Origin of the sequence: Enterobacter sp. LM3 (assembly GCF_046622475.1) — a bacterium.
GTDB classification, from domain to species: Bacteria; Pseudomonadota; Gammaproteobacteria; order Enterobacterales; family Enterobacteriaceae; genus Enterobacter; species Enterobacter cloacae_P.
In genome coordinates this window covers 212,141-231,842 of the sequence record NZ_JBJURN010000002.1, presented here as the reverse complement: position 1 = coordinate 231,842, position 19,702 = coordinate 212,141, and the positions used below count along the sequence as shown (strand labels likewise).

Genomic DNA, 19,702 nt, shown 5'->3' with positions numbered 1-19,702 from the left:
CGGCAAACGATCGAAAATCTGCATTCTGCCTTTGACATCATCGGGTAGCATCGATAATATGCGCCCCGTTCACACGATTCCTCTGTAGTTCAGTCGGTAGAACGGCGGACTGTTAATCCGTATGTCACTGGTTCGAGTCCAGTCAGAGGAGCCAAATTTTAGTTTCGGGATATCCCTGTGGATCCGGAGACATTAAAAAGAAGAACTTATCTTTTACCCGGTTGTCCTGAAAAGGACAACCGGGTTTTTTGACGTCCATAGTTTTTTGGGCGCTTAGGGGATCTCACGGTTCGCTGAGAAATAAGGCGGGTCAGCCGGATATTAATCACCTGAATGAGTTACTGTACGTTCATAATTGTAGCTCTGTGCCAGGGAATGGAGTATTTGTGTTACGCGTCCCGCTGATAACTGGGCACTGTGGGTAAAAGTTGTTTGTTTGTATAACCAGTGGATATAAAGCCTGCTGGCGGCTAAAGAGAGTGTTTGAGCATTGCTATTATCCCCACCCGCCAGTGAGCAAACCATCTTACGGTTTTTTTCCTGTATCCAGAGTTGCCACTGATTTTTCCACCATCCATGATATGTTGTTCCCTGAAAAGACCAGGGCTTATTATCATCACTGTCACTTATATCCTCCTCTATAAACCAAAGTTCACTTTGTCGTTGGCGAAATAACTCTGCCCAGGCAGTAATAGTTGCTCCCCTAAGAAAGCATTCGTGTGAAATAACATGTGTCTTTACCTCAGGGAAAAGGATGTTCAGTACCCGAAAATGCCCATGAGCCGCAATAACCGGGCGTAGAATCGCACCTTTGGCGTTACGTTTGAGTACCGCACTTCCATACTGAATTTCATCGAACTGACTCCGGCGTAAAAACTGCGTCTCGCGCATATCAACGCGCTTTACAATATCACTATGATGCAAATCAGGTTCAATATTCCCTCTCCAGCGATAATGCAGGGTTTCACCGATCTGATGCTGAGTAAAATTAGTGGAGAGATGAAGAATATTACCGCGAGTGGCATCGAAACTGAGCAGAACATACAGTTTCTGTTCCGCACTGTTTCCCTGGAACGGCACAATCAGAGAAACCGTTTCAATCCGTTCTGGTGATACCATTTCTCTTCGTAATTGTTGTTTTGGCGTCCAGACTTTTTTGCAGGCGCGGCACTGGATGCGCTGTGTTCCCTGCGGGTTATGGCCATAGCAAATCGTTTCTTTGCAATAACATACAGGACAAAAAAGACCTCTTTCAGCGGCATATGAGGTTAAGTGAGCAGACAACCATTCACTATATTTTTGCTCATCAAACAGAGGTGGATAACTCCCACATGCCCGGCAGTGCAATGCAGGATATCCCAGCCTGTAGTCTGGCCAACTGTAATCTGAAGATGTTGGTCGCCCTAAATTGCGACAACCAAACGTTTTGCAGGTATTAATTGTAAACAGAGTCGACATGAGTCACCAACGATTTTAAGAGGTCGCTAATTTTGCCGTATAACTCTTGGTTGGTTGTGTGAACGGACGCACATAATAAAGCCTTTCAGAACGTAAAGTAACAAATCTTTATATGGCTGAAAGGAACACGTTATGAAATTAAAAATGATTACAGCGGGTATTTTGCTGACGTTGCCATTTTGGGTCTGCGCCAGGGATGTCACCATTATTTATACCAATGATCTCCATGCTCATGTGGAACCTTATAAAGTTCCCTATATTGCAGACGGTAAACGAGATATCGGTGGCTGGGCGAATATCACTACCCTGGTAAAAGAGGAGAAAGCGAAAAACAAAGCAACATGGTTCTTTGATGCGGGTGATTATTTTACCGGCCCATATATCAGTAGCCTGACAAAAGGAAAGGCTATAATTGATATCATGAATACTATGCAGTTTGATGCTGCCACAATAGGAAATCATGAATTCGATCATGGCTGGGACAATACATTATTACAACTTAGCCAGGCAAAATTCCCCATTGTACAGGGTAATATATTCTATCAGAACAGTGACAAAACATTCTGGGACAAGCCTTATACCATCATTGAAAAAGATGGCGTGAAAATTGGTGTTATTGGTTTACATGGCAAGTTCGCCTTTAATGATACCGTTTCTGCGGCGACACGCGTAGGTATTGAAGCACGGGACGAAATTAAGTGGTTACAGCGCTATTTAGATGAACTGAAAGGTAAAGTCGATTTGACGGTACTGCTGGTTCATGAAGGAACGCCTGCCCGTCAGTCCAGTATAGGGGGCACCGATGTCCGTCGTGCGCTGGATAAAGATATCAAGACCGCAAGCCAGGTTAAAGGGCTGGATATCCTGATTACCGGACATGCACATGTCGGTACACCAGATCCGATTAAAGTCGGTAATACGCTGATCCTCTCAACCGACAGCGGCGGTATTGATGTGGGGAAACTGGTACTGGACTATAAAGAGAAACCGCATCACTTCACAGTGAAAAACTTTGAGCTGAAAACCATTTACGCCGATGAGTGGAAACCCGATCCACATACGAAGTCGGTGATCGACAGCTGGAATAAGAAACTTGATGAAGTGGTGCAACAGACAGTAGGACAATCGCCGGTTGAATTGACTCGCGCCTATGGCGAATCGGCTCCGCTGGGAAATCTGGCTGCAGACGCTTTGTTGGCGGCAGCAGGTAAAAATACACAACTGGCCTTAACCAATTCAGGTGGTATCCGCACTGAGATACCGGCAGGCACTATTACCATGGGTGGCGTCATTAGCGTGTACCCGTTCCCTAACGAACTGGCTACGATGGATCTCACTGGTCAACAATTGCGTAGTTTGATGGAACACGGTGCAAGTTTAACGAATGGCGTCTTGCAGGTATCTAAAGGCCTGGAAATGAAGTACGACAGCAGTAAACCCATCGGCCAGCGTGTCGTCGTATTTACGCTGAATGGTAAACCGATTGAGGATGCGACCGTCTACCACATTGCCACCCAGAGCTTCCTTGCCGATGGTGGTGATGGGTTCACCACGTTTACTGAGGGTAAAGCGCGTAATACAACAGGCGGTTACTACGTTTCTAACGCTGTGATCGATTACTTCAAAGCAGGTAACTCCGTTACGGATGAACAGATCAAAGGTATGCGTGTTGCTGATGTGAAAAAATAATGGCCGGCTTTTATTTAGTGATACAGAGTCATCTGGCTTCATCACAACAGCATCAATGACTGTCAATTAATAAAAAAATTGAAATTAAGCGGTAGAACATTAGCCATTTGAGCGTTATTGATTCAACCGTTAATGATAAAAGGGTTCATGTATTCACATGAACCCTTTGGGAAATATCATTAAAATTTATATAACAAATGGAAACTAGTTATGAAAATAATGACAAAACTGAGTCTGATTACATTGTGCTTATCCGCAGCGTTAGTTGCGCCAATTAGTGCGAAGGATGTGACTATTTATTATACCAACGATTTACATGCTCATGTCTCTCCAGGGAAAATTCCAGCTGTTGATAAAGAACGCGCAGTCGGCGGTTTTGCTAACATCGCGACCATCGTTAATGATGCCAGGAAAGAAAGTAAAGATGTATTTTTCTTCGATGCGGGTGATTATTTTACTGGCCCATATCTAAGCACTCTGACCAAAGGTGAGGCAATCATTGATATAATGAATGCCATGCCTTTTGATGCTGTGTCGGTGGGGAACCACGAATTTGATCACGGTGTTGATAATATGGTTAAGCAGTTATCAAAAGCGAACTTCCCGGTTTTACTGGGCAACGTTTTTTATACTGGCAGTGATAAACCTGTCTGGAATAAACCCTGGACGATTGTCGAAAAAGACGGCATAAAAATTGGCGTAATTGGGGTGCATGGCAAATTTGCATTTTATGACACTATTGCCGCTAAGGCTTACGCTGGCTCAGAGGCTCGTGATGAAGTGCCTTACATTCAAAAAGGGCTTGATGCATTAAAAGGTAAAGTTGATATCACCGTGCTACTTATCCACGAAGGTACACCGGCGCGTCAATCAAGCTACGGAAATAAAGATGTCGCCAGAATGCTGCAAGCTGATATCGATACCGCAAAGAAATTTAAGGGTATTGATGTGTTAATCACAGGGCATGCCCATGTGGGTACGCCAGATCCAATTAAAGTCAATGACACACTCGTTGTTTCAACAGATGCGTATGGTACTGATATCGGTAAATTAGTATTGGATTTTAACCCTAAGACTAAAAAAATTGATGGCTATAACGGTAAGCTAATCACTGTATTTGCTGACGAATATAAACCTGATCCAAAAGTTCAGGCTAAAATTGATGAATGGAATGCTAAGCTGAAAAGTATTACTGACCAGATTATTGGGTCAACAACGACGTCATTTACTCGTTCCTATGGTGAATCGTCACCTGTTGGTAATTTAGTTATCGACGCAATGATGGCTAAAGCGCCAGACGCGGTCGTGGGATTACAAAACAGCGGTGGATTGCGTGCTGATTTTCCGAAAGGAAATTTAAAATATGGTGATGTAATCACTGCCTTCCCATTTAATAACGAACTGGTTGAAATGGATCTCACCGGGAAGGAACTCACCAATTTAATGATTCACGCAACTAATCTCACCAATGGGGTTTTGCAAGTGTCAAAAAGCGTTCATGTTGAATATGACAGTAACAAACCTCTGGGTGAACGAATTATTAAATTCACTATTAATAACCAACCTGTAGATCCAGCAAAAACATATCGGGTTGCGACACACTCATTTTGTGCTACGGGGGGGGATGGATTTGACGCGTTCTTAAAAGGAACGAATGTCAAAACTATCAGCAGCACCAGTTCTGCTGAGTCAATCATCGATTATGTCAAGGCTCATAGCCCATTAAAACCTGATCTTGAAATGAGAGTCGTTGATGTAAGCGCGGCTAAATAGATTTAATAAATTAGTAGATGCTTTCAGATATGATTGAGTGGTTGGTACTTCCCTCAATCATATCGTAATAACATATTGAAAATGCAATAGTCATTTTATATTGGCGAAGATGTATGGTTTTTTAGTACAGGAATAGTATTTTTTTTGACAAACCTCAGTGGAAGGGATTTTTTTATGAAAAAACAAAATTATCTTTTATCAGGCGCGCTTATGTTGTTACCTATGGTAACGCTTGCAGACTCTGGAAGTAATGAATATCTGTCGGACTGGTGGCATCAAAGTATTAATATCGTAGGCAGTAACTCCACTCGCTTTGGGCCGCTAAAAAGATCTGATTTATATCCGGAATATCGAGCATGGACGCATGTAGATTGGTTTGATTTCTACGGTTATGCTGATTTGCCTAAGTTTTTCGGTTTAGGGAATGATAACGATATAGGTATTTGGGATAATGGCTCTCCATTTTTTATGGAAATCGAACCACGTTTTAGTATCGATAAATTAACGGGGCTCGACTTAAGCTTTGGTCCATTTAAAGAATGGTATTTTGCCAACAACTACATCTATGATGCGGGTACTAACGAAGGACAGCGTCAGAGTACCTGGTATATGGGGTTGGGGACTGATATTGAGACCGGGCTACCGATGTCGTTATCTGCAAACATCTATGCTAAATATCAGGGAAACAATTACAATGCTGCCAACGAAAACGAGTGGGATGGATATCGCTTTAAATTAAAATATGTGATTCCTCTTACTACAGTATTTGGCGGGAAGCTAAGTTACGTAGGTTTCACTAATTTTGACTTTGGTTCAGACTTAAAGGAACAATCGGGTGGTGAGCAACAATTTTACTCCCGCACAAACAACTCGATAGTTTCCACCAATGTGCTCAGCTTAGTTTATGCTCACTGGAACTACGGCGCGACGCTTCGTTATTTCTATCATGGCGGACAATTTGAGGAAGGCAGTAAAGCATTTGACAGCAGCGGGGATATCACCTCTATAGATTCAACGGGGTGGGCCTATTATCTAACTGTTGGTTACATTTTTTGAATAAATAACATTGCGTGGCTTGTCATCGGTTATTTGAGCATTAGTTGATTAGACTACAAACATTGAAAGGGGTCATGCCTCCAGATGAGCCCTTAAACGGATGTGATAGATTTCATCTAACTTAAAGGAATTGATTATGAAGATAAAAATAATTGCTGCGGGTATTTTGTTGACGCTACCGATTTGGGTTTGTGCCAAAGATGTCACGATTATTTATACCAATGATCTCCATGCTCATGTTGATACTTACAAACTACCCTATGTCGCCGATGGGAAACGTGCGATTGGTGGATTCGCTAATATAACTACATTAGTAAAACAAGAAAAAGTCAAAAATAAAGCTACGTTTTATTTTGATGCCGGAGATTATTTTACCGGGCCATATATCAGCAGTCTGACAAAAGGTCAGGCAATAATTGATATTATGAACACGATGCCCTTTGATGCTGTATCAATCGGTAACCATGAGTTCGACCATGGTTGGGATAATCTCTTACGTCAGTTAAGTAAGGCAAATTTCCCTGTTCTGTTAGGGAATGTGTTCCATAAGGACAGTGAGATACCGTTCTGGAACAAACCGTATACCATTCTGGAAAAGGATGGCGTAAAAATTGGTGTTATTGGGTTACACGGTGTGTTTGCGTTTAATGACACGGTTTCAGAGCTCTCGCTCCAGGGACTCGATAATGATAAAAACAACCGCTTCGATAAATCAGCCGCAGCCCTCAAGGATCAGGGGATTGAGGCACGCGATGAGGTGAAATATCTGCAACACTATCTGGATGAGCTGCGGGGTAAAGTTGACATCACGGTCGCACTCATTCATGAAGGTGTTCCGGCACGCCAGTCCAGTATTGGTAATACAGATGTCAGACGTGCGCTGGATAAAGATATTCAGACCGCAAGTCAGGTCAAAGGGCTTGATATTCTCATCACCGGGCACGCTCACGTAGGAACACCAGAACCAATCAAGGTGGGGAATACGTTAATCCTTTCTACTGACAGTGGTGGTATCGACGTGGGTAAATTGGTACTCGACGTTAACCCTGCAACCCATACACATGAAGTGAAAAACTTCGAGCTGAAAACGCTTTACGCCGATGAGTGGAAACCTGATCCAGTAACACAGAAAGTTATCGATGGATGGAATCAAAAACTCGCGGATATCGTGCGTCAGCCAGTGGGTGTATCGCCTTCCACGTTAACCCGTGCCTACGGTGAATCCTCACAACTTGGCAACCTGTTTACGGATGCAATGCTTGTCGCTGCGCCGAATGCACAAATTGCGCTGATTAATTCCGGCAGTTTACGTGCTGATATCAATGCTGGCCCTATTACCTTTGGTGACATTGTCAGTACGTTTCCCTTCAAAAATGAGTTAACGGAGATGGATCTCAGTGGTAAGGATCTGCGTAATCTCATGGAACATGGAGCATCACTCACGAATGGCATACTGCAAATGTCAAAGGGGGCTGAAATGCACTATATGCCGCAGAAACCAGTAGGGCAGCGCATGGTTTCTTTCACAATTAATGGCAAAGAGATTGCAGATACGGAGACTTATCATGTTGCAACGACGACATTCCTTGCTTTAGGGGGAGATGGTTTCCTGGCATTTAAAAAAGGGAAGAATGTACAAGTTCGCGCCGGTAATAATATGTCCGATGTCGTGATTGATTATCTGAAATCAGGGCACAAAATCGTTCCTGCACAGATTAATGAAATGCGGGTTGAAGCAGTTAAATAATTAGTGTTAATTTTGATGATGCAATCTATTTTAGAGGTTGCATCATTTTTCTGATCATTGTGAAAATAAAATAATGTACTCGGGAACTAAATTGTGGTGCAATATTTCATGAGTATTTAATGTGAAACATACAGGTAAAGGTTTTGTCTATGAGGTTTACTTCTGTTAATTATAAAATTGCGTGTTTGCTTTATCATTCAATTTGTTTTATTCGCCCGCTAATATACAGCAGCCTCTTTTTGCCATAGCGCCGCTGACTAAAGGAAAAACGATAATGAAAAGTTGCCATATGATGGCGAAGATCTCTACTTCATCCTGTAATGTACATGGTACAGATTGCTTTTATCTCAATAAAGAACAGTTTCTCCCTGAATGCAAAGCATATTGCATGGATGATACGATGCTTCAACTATTTATTCGTCAGAAAATTGAGGCTCAGGAATCACACGATGTGATTTTTACCTGGCAGGGCGTTGAATTAACGCCAGACAGGCTTAATTTCTTTAAACGAGTTATTGCGCTACAACAGCAATTTGCACAAGGTAAAAATATTTTCAACACATTGCTTACCAATGGCATTCTGTTGGATGATGACTGGTGTGAATTCTTCAGGAAAAATCAGTTTCTGATTGGTATTTCAGTGGATGGCGATGTTTCGCTGTACAATAATTTCCGCAAAACGATTTCTGGGAAATCGATGAATCACCCGGTCGAGAAGGCTGTGAGATTATTGCAAAAACATGATGTGGAATTTCATACTCTAACGGTCATTAGCGCCAGAAGTAGCCAGCAGCCACTGCAGATCTACCATTATCTGAAAAGTCTTGGCAGCAACCATATGCAGTTTATCCCCTTACTTGAACCGCTTGCACAGGGTGGTGTGAATGCGCGAAGCCTTGCGCCCGCCGCATTGGGGACTTTTTTGAAAACGATTTTTTATACCTGGATTCGCCTGGATATTGGAACGATTAAAATTCCCATTTTTGAGCACGCTTTCGCTGCGTGGTGTGGGTTACCGGCATCGAACTGTGCCTTTGCATCATTCGCTGGTAGTGTGTTCTCGCCGAAAATAAATGATGATTTATGCCAGTGCGATCGCTTTGTTAATCCGCAATCCTCGCTAAGTAATAAGTATCAATCTATCACAACCACGCTGCATGAAAGCGTGTCGAATCAAATGATTATGCAGAGTAAGCTGCCACTGGTAGCAGAATGCGCAAGTTGCAAAGTGAAATTTGCCTGCCACGGCGGTTGCCCAAAAGATCGCATAGTGCTTTCCCGACGCGGTGTCCCGGAGCTCAATTATTTTTGTGAAAGCTATCAAGCTTTTTTCACTTATGTTGAACCCTATATGTTGATGATGAGGGCACTGTGGGAACAAAACTATGCACCTTCCGATATTCGCCAATATTTGGCCTGACATGCTTAACTTTCAGTGGAACTGCGGGGGATTGATAAGAGGGCGCAGTGGCCCTCTTATCGCGTTCACAGATGGTGAATGGGGTATTGCGGTGGATACCCTGCTTAACTGACAGGCATCACCGCAGGGTGGCCATAACTCTTTCCCGTGGGAAAGGGCACCACCCGATAGCACAATCCCTACCGGTTTACATGAATCGGTGCCGTAGCCTCAAACAGCCACGGACGGGCATCGCTCTCCACCAGGGGTGACAATGTTTCACGTACCCGCAGGTGATACTCATCCAGCCACTGTTTTTCCTGCTCGTTCAAAAGAGATAGCTCGACCTGGCTCAAATCGATTGGGATCAGCGTCAGTGACGCAAACTTACAGAACCCCGGACGGCATTCGACAATTTCCACCTGGTTTTCAATACGGATCCCATGACTCTCCGCCTGGTAGTATCCCGGCTCGATGGTCATGATATTGCCTGCCACCAGAGGCCACGGATTGACCTTTTTGGCAAACCGATGCGGGTTCTCGTGGATCAACAACTGATGCCCCACACCGTGCCCCGTACCGTGATCGTAATCCAGCCCCATTTCCCACAGCGGACGACGCGCAAAGGCATCCAGCTGATGCCCCTGACTGCCGGACGGGAACTGCAGGGTCATCAGTGACAAAAAGCCTCTCAGCACGGCGGTATAGTGCAAACGCTGCTGCGGATCGACCTTACCCCATGCCAGCGTACGCGTGGCGTCGGTGGTACCGTTATGGTACTGGCCACCGGAATCATTGAGATAAAAATGGTCATGACCAAGGGTTTTATTGCTTGCTTCGCTTGAGTGGTAGTGGCACATCGCAGCATTGCTTGATGATGCTGAAATGGTCGCAAAGCTCTGCTCAATAAAACCGGGTTGCTGCTCGCGGAATCTGAGTTGCTGCGCCTGAACCTCCAGCTCCGTCAACGGTTGTCCTGCAGCCACACGCTGCGGTACTTCACGGCTCAGCCAGGCAAGGAAATTGACCCATGCCGCACCGTCCTGGTGATGGCATTCACGGTATCCCGCCAGCTCTACCGGGTTTTTGCTGGCTTTCATCAGCGTGATGGGGTCGGTTTGCCAGATAATTTCCCCTTGCGGCTCAATGGCAAAGCGCAGGGCTACCGGGGCAGAATCGGCGTCGACCAGCACGCGTTTGCCTCGCGCAAGCTGCTGGCAGCGTTCGATAAACATATCCTGTGGCGCAAGTTTCAACGCGTTTCGCATGGTATCGGGTAACGTACCGAGCTTGTTGTCGTTAACAAACCACTCCACGTTACCGTCACGGCTGAGAAGAGCAAAGGAGAGCGGAACCGGGCTACAGGGGATGTCAGAACCGCGTACGTTCAACAGCCAGGCGATGTTGTCCGGCAGGGTGACGGCCAGGTAATCAGCGTCGTACTCAGCCAGCACGGCGGCGACGCGCTGACGCTTGTCGGTACTGCTTTCGCCGCTGATATCGACCGGCATCTCGCGGATAAGCCCTGCGGGTGCAGCAGGGCGGTCAGTCCATAATGGATCAAACGGCGACAGGTTCAGAGGAACCAGCTCGCACGGCGTCGCGGTCAACAGCGTATAGTCTGCATTGGTCATCAGGAGTGCTTCGAAACCGATACGCGTACCGGCTGCAACGTTGTTTTGCAACCACCCGGCCAGCGGTTCGTTATGCAGATGGTGGATCTCCACCTCATCCAGATTGACCTGAGCGCGCGCCTGAACCTGGTAGCGGCCATCGACAAAAAGCAGGGTTTTGTCTTTCAACACCAGCGCCAGGCCGGCGGAACCGTCAAAGCCCGTCAGCCAGGCCAGTTTTTCGTCGTACGGTGCACAGTACTCGCTCTGCCAGGCATCTGCGCGCGGGACGATCATCCCGTCAAGATGGTTTGATTCCAGCCACTGACGCAGGGCGGACAACGGTGATGTGGTGTGCATTATTTTTCCTTTTATTATTAGCGGAATGGCGGCTCGTTGAAGGTACGCAACTTACGGGAGTGCAGCTTATCTCCCTCCGCCCGGAGTAAATCAATGGCACGAATACCAATTTGCAGATGCTCGGAGATAGCGCCTTCGTAGAAACGATTGGCCTGACCCGGTAGCTTAATTTCGCCATGCAGCGGTTTATCCGAAACGCACAGCAACGTACCGTAAGGCACGCGGAAGCGATAACCCTGCGCGGCGATAGTGGCGCTTTCCATATCGATGGCGACCGCGCGGCTCAGGTTGAAACGCAGCGCAGAGGCGGAGTAGCGCAGTTCCCAGTTACGGTCATCGGTGGTGACGACGGTTCCGGTACGCAGACGCTGTTTGACCTCTACACCCTGCATGCCGCTTACCTCTTTAGTGGCGTCGTACAGCGCACGCTGCACTTCCGCAATGCTCGGGATTGGGATATCTGGCGGAAGTACCGCATCCAGTACGTGGTCGTCGCGCAGATAGGCGTGGGCCAGCACGTAATCGCCAATCAGCTGGCTTTCACGCAGGCCGCCACAGTGACCAATCATCAGCCAGACGTCCGGGCGCAGTACCGCCAGATGGTCGCAGATGGTTTTGGCGTTTGACGGGCCAACGCCGATGTTAATCAGCGTGATCCCCTGGCCATCGGCAGTGAGCAGATGCCAGGCGGGCATCTGGTGTTTCTTCCACGCGAGGTCGGAAATGGCCTGCTCGGGGGCTTCCGTTTCCGCAGTGATCCAGATCCCGCCTGCGCAGGAGAGGGCAATATAAGGACTGTCCGGATCAAGGATTTGGCTACAGCCCCAGCTGACAAATTCGTCAACATAGCGGGTGTAGTTGGTGAACAGCACGAATGGCTGGAAATGTTCGGCTGGCGTGCCTGTGTAGTGACGTAAACGTGCCAGGGAGAAATCCACACGGCGGGCATCGAAATGCGACAACGGGGAGAATTCTGCCGGGTGATAAACCCCGTCAGCCGTCTCATCACCAATCTGCGAAAGTTCGGTGGTCGGGAAGTGGCGCGTCAGTCCCGCGCTCATGGAGCGGTCGAGCGTCAGTGCTGAACCGTCAATCACGTACGGATACGGGATCTCATGCTGTGACGGTTCAACGGAAATGTGCGCGCCGTAATCCTGGTACAGCAGCGTGAGCTGTTCTTCGAGATAAGGACGAAACAGTGCAGGGCGGGTCACCGTAGTGCTGTAGCAGCCGGAGTGGGTAAAGCGCGCATAGGCACGGGTTTTCGGGGTGTTGCTGGCGCTGCCGTCCCAGGTCACAGAGAGTGAAGGGTAAACAAAAAGGCCACGGTTTCTGGCCTTATCGTCGGGGAGTTTTCCGGTTTCGATATACTCGCTGATAGCACAGCGTAATGCGTTGACGGACTGTTCATACAGCGCATTAAGTTTTTCCAGTGCCTGAGCAGGGGTCAGGCTGGAGCCCTTATTATTCATGTCTGTCTCCTTGTTCCACAGGTGTGCGGCTATACCCGATAGTATGTCACACGCCTGTGAAACAAAAGTGAGGAGATCAGGAGTGAGTTGTCTCTTTCATCCAGAGCGCGGTGGCGGCAGACAGCAGGCAGCCTGCGAGCAGATACAGCGCCACGCTGTGCCAGTTGCCGCCCGAGAACGTGACCAGCGCGGCGGCAATAAACGGCGTAAACCCACCGCCGACCACGCTTGCCACCTGATATCCCACGCCCGCCCCACTGTAGCGATAACGTGCGCCGAACAGTTCGGTAAACATCGGTTGCTGCACACACACCACCATATCGTGCGCGATGTTTGCCAGCATGATCGCAAAGAAGACAATCCAGAAGACCGATTGCGCCTCCAGCGCCATAAAGAACGGCCAGGCGCTGAGCGTGCCAATCAGGGCCCCGGTGATGTAAATACGGCGACGTCCATATCTGTCCGCAAGCCAGGCGAAGCAGGGGATGGTCAGGCAGCTAATCCCGCCAACCAGGAGCCCAATATTCAGAAATAACTCACGCGGCAGACCGAGATTTTGCGTTGAATAGTTCAGGGCAAAGGCGGTCACGATATACATCGTCAGCAGTTCACACAGGCGCAGGGCAATGATTTTCAGGAACGCACCAGGGTGTTGAACCAGCGCGTCCATCACCGGAAGCCGTTTTTTGGCGACCGGCTTTTCCCGCTGCTGTTCAAATTCTGTGGACTCTTCCATTCCGTTGCGGATCCACAGCGCGGCGATGACCAGCACAACGCTGAAGATAAACGGAATACGCCAGCCCCAGCTCAGGAACTGTTCGTCAGTGGTGAGTTGGCTGATGAGTGACACCAGGCCGGTGGAGAGCAGCAGGCCAACACCGTAACCCACCTGCACGCCGCTGCTATAAAATGCTTTCTTGTTTTTCGGCGCGCTTTCGACAGATAACAGTGCCGCGCCACCCCATTCCCCGCCCACGGCGAAGCCCTGAATAGCGCGCAGCGTTACCAGTAGTACCGGTGCCCACCAGCCAATGGAGGCAAACGAGGGCAAAACGCCGATGAGTGCGGTAGCAATACCCATCATCCAGACGGTCAGCATCAGCATGCGTTTGCGGCCAAGGCGGTCACCAAAGTGGCCGAATATCACGCCACCCAGCGGACGAAAAAGGAAACCTACACCAAACGTTGCGAACGCGGCAAGGGTACCCATTGCGGGGCCGATCTGGGGGAAGAATTCACGGTTAAACACCAGTGCGGCGGTGATGCCGTAGAGCAGAAAATCATACCAGTCGACGACGGCTCCCGCGAAACTGCCGAGTGCTGCGCGGCGGGCGCGATTGAGCGAAGGTGTCTCCTCGTTGGATCGTGCGGAGATGAGAGTGGATTCCATAGTTGTCCTGTCTGTACTGATTTTTAATTATTGGTATTGGGAAAGGTTGCTCACCTTACTCCCGTCAAATTTGACGGGAACAATGAGACTACCGCGGCAGACGGTGAGAGGAAAATGATTTTATTTCCCAATGGTGTTAGAAAACACCTGAATAAGAAGAGATAGTGTTGATGGCAGATAAAAAAAGCCTCTGCGTCGGGCAGAGGCAAACATGTCAGAGCTTACACACTCCTGTGGTTTGCCTGATTACCCTGAAAACTGGCGGTCAATGACAACCCACATAGAGTTCTTGACGCTCACCGGGCAAACCGTTCACGGTAAATCCGGTTAATACAGAACATCGGTCATTTTACTGGAGCATTCAGGAAAATGACGTAGATCCCCCTCCTGATTCATCAAAAAATAAAACCAGCCATGCCGGAGTTAATAAATTGATTATTCAATATGAGTAATCAAATAATGATGAAAATAGCACTTGTCGACACATTACCTCTCATGTCGACGCAGAAACATTACTCTCTTAAAACGAAGAGGTAAATATCCCGTATTCAATAATCAGTCTGCTTTATGACCGGGTGTTCGCAAATTTGTCAGGTATGGCAAGGCGTTGCGTTGTGCGTTTACTAATATGCAACAGTCTGTTTAGCTATTCATTGTTCTCATCGTGATGTTATTTCGCTAGATTTGTGAAACCCCGATTTATGGTTAAAACGATGATGAATAAAACTTTGCCCATGCCCCTGGTGGTATTAATCGCGTGCCTTTCTGTTGGCGGGTTAATTTCTACTGATATATTTTTGCCCGCTCTTGGCGAAATGCAATTATTCTATAAAGTTACGGAGGCACAAATACAGGATGCCATCGCCCTGTTTTTATTTGGTGTGGCATTTTCGCAACTGGTTTATGGCCCGCTAAGCGACTGTCTTGGCAGAAAGAAAACGCTCATCGCAGGGCTATTGATCTGGCTGGTTTCTACGGTTGGCGTTATTTACTCAACGCATATCAACGAATTGCTTATTTTGCGTCTTTTCCAGGGGATTGGCTCCTGCGCCGGTATTACCATCAGCCGCGCCATCATCAATGACATGATGGATAAAAAATCGTCGGCACAGCTGTATCTGGTGATCTTCCCGTTCGTGGGGATGTCACCGGCGATTGCCCCGATGATAGGTGGTATTTTGACTCAACACTTCGGCTGGCGGGCCTGTTTTATCTTTTTAACCTTATTTATCATCATGACTCTGGTGCTGTGTTTCTCTGCACTGCGCGAGACATTACCCGTCGAAAAAAGGCAAAAGCTGAGCGTACTGGCGGCAGCCGTAAGTACCGTTAACGTGCTACGAAATAAACAATTTCTTTTTTACGCAGCCATTCCTTGTTTTGCCTATGCGGCCTACTTTGCTTATATCGTCGAGTCACCGTTTATGCTTGGCAGACTGGGGCTTTCGCCGGTTTATGTGGGTTACACCTATATTTTACTTTCCGTGAGCTATGTGGCCGGAAATCTTACTGCCAAAAAACGCTCCCGCAGCGTGGGTATTGAAGAAACGATTCGCCAGGGATATCGCATTTTTGTTGTGGGCGGCATCATTTTTGCCCTGCAGATGTACCTGAGCCCTGTACCGCTGCTGACCAGTATTATCACCATCTCAATTCTGACCTTCGGTAACGGTTTTCTGCTTCCATTGGGCACGGCTTCGGCCATTGCTGCACACCCACAGGCATCCGGTACCGCCTCTGGCGTAATGGGCGCATTACAGCTCGGTAGTGCAGCCATCGCAACCTTCCTGATTGGGAAACTTTCAGCTCATGCGCCTGGCATGACGGCATTCATTATTGCCTGCGTCTGCGTGCTCGGTTTCCTCGTTTATGTTTTTGGTCAATCTGGATTTATGGAATTTGTCTCCAACAAAGAGAGTAATATCAATGATTAATAATATAGATGTCACATTGCGGGATGGCGGTTATCAGAACAACTTTCATTTCCCGACAGATTACGCCATTAAGCATGTCCGGGCTCTGGTAGACAGCGGTGTGGAATGGATTGAAATTGGTTACCGGAACGGTTCATTTAAACCTATTCCCGATATTGGGATGACAGGAATGTCTTGCGATAGTTATATCCAGCAGATCCACAATGCGGTACCTGAAGCCAAATTAGTGGTTATTGCGCACCCACACAATATTGACCAGGAAGATATCATCAGCATGAAAATGCTGGGTGTGGCGATGCTTCGTATTTGTATTAAAACCGATAATCCACAACCCGCGCTGGCGCTATGTGAGTTCGCGAAAAAAAATGGCCTGAGCGTCAGCATGAACTTTACCCGTGCCAGTCAAATTAACGCGAAAACGCTTGTCGAGGTTGCGGCGCAATGCGAGAAGGCCGGGGCCGATATTATCTATATTGCGGATTCTAACGGTAGCCTGCGGCCTGAACAGACGGCTCGTCTGGTGAACATCCTTAAATGTACCACCCGTCTGGAGGTGGGTTTCCACGCGCACGATAACCTGGGTCTGGCAATGGCAAATTCCATTGAAGCTGTTAAAGCCGGGGCGACCTTTATCGACAGTTCACTCACCGGTATGGGAAAAGGGGCGGGGAATCTGGCCCTGGAAACCTGGCTGTCGCTGTGCAATTTCGATGAAGGTCAAGAGCGTTATCAAACGGAATGGATCTTCAACCAGGTTCATCAGCTTGAGTCTGAGGCCTGCTATAACGCCTCGCACCGTAGCGTGGTCGACATGATCCTGGGGGTGAAAAACCTGAGCGTGGATCACCGGAAAATGATTGAAGAGAAACTGTCGGAAGCCAGAGAGAACACATTCAGCGCCATCGATAGCGTCATCACGGAGACGGCGGCATGAAAACGCAGGACGCAGTCATTCTGGCACCGGTGATGCCCGTCTGGGACGGTGGTGCGTTTTGTGCCCCGCTGGTGACGTTGCTGGAACAAAAGGGATATTCGGTTACGGTCATCGACACATTGAGCCTGATTGAACGTGATGATCCACAGAGCGCAATAGAGAGTCTTTGTCAGACGCTGAACTCCCGCTCTCAACGCCCCTGGCTGCTGGTGGGGTTTGCAATGGCGGGCACATTAGCGCAGATGCTGGCACCCCATTTGCGTGGGGTGAGCGGGGTCGTCACCGTCAGTGCGCCAGGCTTTGCGGACGAAAAATTAACCACACGCCTGGTGCGCCTGGTTTCAATGCTCGAAAAAGGTGAGCTTGGGCCCGCGGTGGATGTCCTGCATCACTATGTTTTACCGGAAGGCCAGCCAGCCCCGGAGGCCACATTTACGCTGCCGGATGCCGGGAAAATGTCCGCGATCCAGCGAATGTTAACGGGATTCTCACTGTTGCTGAAGATGGATGCCCGTGCCGACATCGCCCGTTATGACGGGAAATACCTTGCGATTGTGGGTGAAAAATCCCAGCTGGCTTCATGGGAAAACCAAACCCATAGCCACCGTCCTCTGCACACTTACAAACGTATTCCGGGAGCCGGTATGCGTCCGTGGAATGATAACCCCATCGCGATGAACAGCCTGCTAAACGAATGGATTGCAACCTTATGAAAAAAAATGTGCTGGTTTTACCGGGGGATGGCATTGGTCAGGAAGTCTGCGAAGCGGCGTTACCCGTCATTAGCGCGATGGGGCTTCCCATTACTCTGACGTTTGGCGAGATAGGCTGGACGTGCTGGGAGCGGGAAGGCAACCCTGTGCCTGCCCGAACCTGGGAACAGATTGCCCATGCGGACGCGGTGCTTCTGGGGGCAATCACCAGTAAGGGAAAAGTACAGGCTCAACAGGCATTGCCTTTGTCGCTGCAACAGCAAGCGATTGAGTATGTTTCCCCGGTGATTCAACTGCGTCAGAAGCTGGGGCTGTATGCCAATATCCGCCCGGTGAAATATGTGTCCGGCGATCGCCGTCCCTTCCGCTGCTGCGTGATCCGCGAAAACACCGAAGGGTTGTACGCGGGGATGGATTTTAAAGGCGTGGGGCCAGAGGTTGCTGGCTGGCTTAAACACCCGAATCTTGAAAAGTATGGCCCGGAAGAGGCGGCCTGGTCCGTGCGGTTGCAAACCCGCTATGGGCTGGAGCGCCTGTTTCAGACAGCCTTTGACTATGCGCGCAAACACCATTTTACCCGCGTCACTTTTGCGGATAAACCGAATGTGATGCGTGAGAGTGGCCATTTTGCGGCAACGATTTTCCATCAGGTAGCCGCCCGTTTTCCGGATATCACGGCGGACATCCACAATGTGGATGCGATTGCCCTCTGGCTGGTACGTAAGCCCCATGAGTTTGGTGTGATTGTCGCTGAAAATATGTTCGGTGATATTTTGTCCGATCTGGCGGCAGGCGTGATGGGAGGGCTTGGCCTGGCACCCAGCGCCAATATCGGTAGTCAGGTGGCTTACTTTGAACCCGTACACGGTAGTGCGCCGGGGATGGCCGGGAAGGGGAAAGCCAACCCGTGCGCCATGTTTTACACCATCGCTCTGATGCTGGAATACCTGGGCTTTGGGCCGCAGGCGGAAAAACTGCAGCAGGTTGTCGATCGCGTTATTCGGGACGGGAAGGTTGCCACCTACGATTTAGGCGGTACGGCGACGACCGACGAGATGGCGCAGGCGATCCTCCGTGAACTGACCCAGCCAGTCATTAGTAAAACCGCCAGCGTTATCACCATTGGCGATGAACTCCTGTCAGGGCAATACGTTAACAGCAATCAGCAGCATATTAGCCAGCGTCTTGAAAAATCACGGTATCAGGTGAGATTTCAGGCGGCCTGTGCAGATAATCTTTCGCAGATTAGCTCACTCGTTACCTCACGCATCGGTCAGGACGATCTGATTGTTATTTGTGGTGGGCTTGGTCCCACTTCCGACGATAAAACCCGCGAAGCGGTGGCACACGCCATCGGCAAACCGCTTGTTCACGACGAGGGGGTGTGGGAGACCATTCAGACACAGCTCAGGGCGTTTGGGGTGAAAAACGATCCTTCAAACCGCCTTCAGGCGCGTTTCCCTGAAGGGACGACCGTACTGGATAACGCCTTCGGGACAGCACCTGGATTTTGCGCCCACGTCGCGGGAAGCCGGCTGGTTGTTCTGCCGGGGCCGCCTTCTCAGGCCTTGCCGATGCTGGATGATGCGTTATCAGACAAAGGGACACGTGAGCCTGAAAGGAAAAAACACAGCTGGACGCTTATTGGGATCAGTGAAAGCGAAGTGGGTTCCATCGTCAATGCCTTAGTCACGTCTTCCGCCTGGGATGTGCATTTTTTATGGAAAAGCCCTTATGTGATTGTGCAGATTGAGACGCCTGAGCATAGCCCTTTACCGTTGCCGGTAAGGCAAAGCCTGGATCTCGCCTTGCGCCCTTATCTGGTCAGCAAACGTAATAAAACGGCAGGCGAAATTTTGCAGGACGCGTGCAGCGTACGCTGGCAAACGTCAGATGCCGAACTCTCTACATACTTGCCTGCAGAGTGCCGCTCCCGGCGGGGTGAATCTCCGGTGCAAATTGACGTTACGGTCGCCCCCTCGCTGACCGATCTTCTGAGTAGCGGTGAACGCCTGGGGCAGATGACGATGTCGGTTCGCCATCAGGATGGCAAAACGCATCAGATGACTTTCCCGATGAACAGAGCACTTCTGGCGCAGAACCTCCCGGAATACGCCGCCTGGTGCGTATTGAAAACGCTGACAACGCAAAATGGATAAAACAA

General features: G+C 48.7%; 13 protein-coding genes and 1 tRNA gene. 10 read left to right on the top strand and 4 right to left on the bottom strand.

The features are described from left to right. Window positions 1-78: 78 nt before the first annotated feature. A tRNA-Asn gene (locus ACJ9N4_RS03225) sits at window positions 79-154 on the top strand. A 167-nt stretch (window positions 155-321) separates the two neighbouring features. On the opposite strand, the gene ACJ9N4_RS03220 is transcribed toward ACJ9N4_RS03225, so the two are convergent. Further along, window positions 322-1,458 (bottom strand): cytoplasmic protein, encoded by a 1,137-nt coding sequence (locus ACJ9N4_RS03220; protein WP_182919822.1) that lies wholly within the window; start codon window positions 1,456-1,458, stop codon window positions 322-324. A 132-nt stretch (window positions 1,459-1,590) separates the two neighbouring features. Here ACJ9N4_RS03220 and ACJ9N4_RS03215 point away from each other — a divergent pair, with 132 nt between their 5' ends. From ACJ9N4_RS03215 to ACJ9N4_RS03195, 5 genes are all read left to right on the top strand, one after another. After that, window positions 1,591-3,147 carry a bifunctional metallophosphatase/5'-nucleotidase gene (locus tag ACJ9N4_RS03215; RefSeq protein WP_182919823.1) on the top strand — a complete coding sequence of 519 codons (1,557 nt, stop codon included), beginning with the start codon at window positions 1,591-1,593 and terminating at the stop codon, window positions 3,145-3,147. Window positions 3,148-3,366: 219 nt separating this feature from the next. Further along, window positions 3,367-4,920, top strand: coding sequence for a bifunctional metallophosphatase/5'-nucleotidase (locus ACJ9N4_RS03210; RefSeq protein WP_232105481.1), 1,554 nt, complete (start codon window positions 3,367-3,369; stop codon window positions 4,918-4,920). Between the two features lie 174 nt (window positions 4,921-5,094). After that, window positions 5,095-5,976, top strand: coding sequence for a nucleoside-specific channel-forming protein Tsx (locus ACJ9N4_RS03205; protein WP_182271937.1), 882 nt, complete (start codon window positions 5,095-5,097; stop codon window positions 5,974-5,976). A gap of 136 nt (window positions 5,977-6,112) precedes the next feature. Continuing rightward, a complete protein-coding gene (locus ACJ9N4_RS03200) occupies window positions 6,113-7,723 on the top strand; it encodes a bifunctional metallophosphatase/5'-nucleotidase (RefSeq protein ID WP_182919825.1) in 1,611 nt (536 codons plus the stop codon). Between the two features lie 274 nt (window positions 7,724-7,997). Continuing rightward, entirely contained in the window at window positions 7,998-9,143 is a 1,146-nt protein-coding gene (locus tag ACJ9N4_RS03195) for an anaerobic sulfatase maturase (RefSeq protein ID WP_395123032.1), read from the top strand. A gap of 179 nt (window positions 9,144-9,322) precedes the next feature. Here ACJ9N4_RS03195 and ACJ9N4_RS03190 read toward each other — a convergent pair whose 3' ends face one another. The 3 genes from ACJ9N4_RS03190 to shiA all read right to left on the bottom strand — a co-directional run bounded on the left by ACJ9N4_RS03190 (window position 9,323) and on the right by shiA (window position 13,957). Further along, on the bottom strand, window positions 9,323-11,095 hold the full coding sequence (locus tag ACJ9N4_RS03190; RefSeq protein WP_182919826.1) for an aminopeptidase P family protein: 1,773 nt from the start codon (window positions 11,093-11,095) through the stop codon (window positions 9,323-9,325). 17 nt (window positions 11,096-11,112) lie between these two features. Further along, on the bottom strand, window positions 11,113-12,567 hold the full coding sequence (locus ACJ9N4_RS03185; protein ID WP_182271934.1) for an AMP nucleosidase: 1,455 nt from the start codon (window positions 12,565-12,567) through the stop codon (window positions 11,113-11,115). Between the two features lie 76 nt (window positions 12,568-12,643). Continuing rightward, window positions 12,644-13,957 (bottom strand): shikimate transporter, encoded by a 1,314-nt coding sequence (shiA, locus tag ACJ9N4_RS03180; protein ID WP_182919827.1) that lies wholly within the window; start codon window positions 13,955-13,957, stop codon window positions 12,644-12,646. Between the two features lie 713 nt (window positions 13,958-14,670). On the opposite strand from shiA, the gene ACJ9N4_RS03175 reads away from it, so the two are divergent. Genes ACJ9N4_RS03175 through ACJ9N4_RS03160 form a run of 4 tightly spaced genes read left to right on the top strand, consistent with a single transcriptional unit; the run spans window position 14,671 to window position 19,697 of the window. After that, a complete protein-coding gene (locus ACJ9N4_RS03175; protein ID WP_230857805.1) occupies window positions 14,671-15,891 on the top strand; it encodes a multidrug effflux MFS transporter in 1,221 nt (406 codons plus the stop codon). Then, window positions 15,884-16,825: a 3-hydroxy-3-methylglutaryl-CoA lyase gene (locus tag ACJ9N4_RS03170; RefSeq protein ID WP_182271932.1), complete on the top strand. Its 942-nt coding sequence runs from the start codon at window positions 15,884-15,886 to the stop codon at window positions 16,823-16,825. Before ACJ9N4_RS03175 ends, ACJ9N4_RS03170 begins: the two co-directional genes overlap by 8 nt. Beyond that, window positions 16,822-17,538, top strand: a complete 717-nt coding sequence (locus ACJ9N4_RS03165; RefSeq protein ID WP_182271931.1) for an alpha/beta fold hydrolase — start codon at window positions 16,822-16,824, stop codon at window positions 17,536-17,538. Before ACJ9N4_RS03170 ends, ACJ9N4_RS03165 begins: the two co-directional genes overlap by 4 nt. Next, on the top strand, window positions 17,535-19,697 hold the full coding sequence (locus tag ACJ9N4_RS03160; RefSeq protein ID WP_411500232.1) for an isocitrate/isopropylmalate family dehydrogenase: 2,163 nt from the start codon (window positions 17,535-17,537) through the stop codon (window positions 19,695-19,697). Before ACJ9N4_RS03165 ends, ACJ9N4_RS03160 begins: the two co-directional genes overlap by 4 nt. Window positions 19,698-19,702 lie beyond the last annotated feature (5 nt).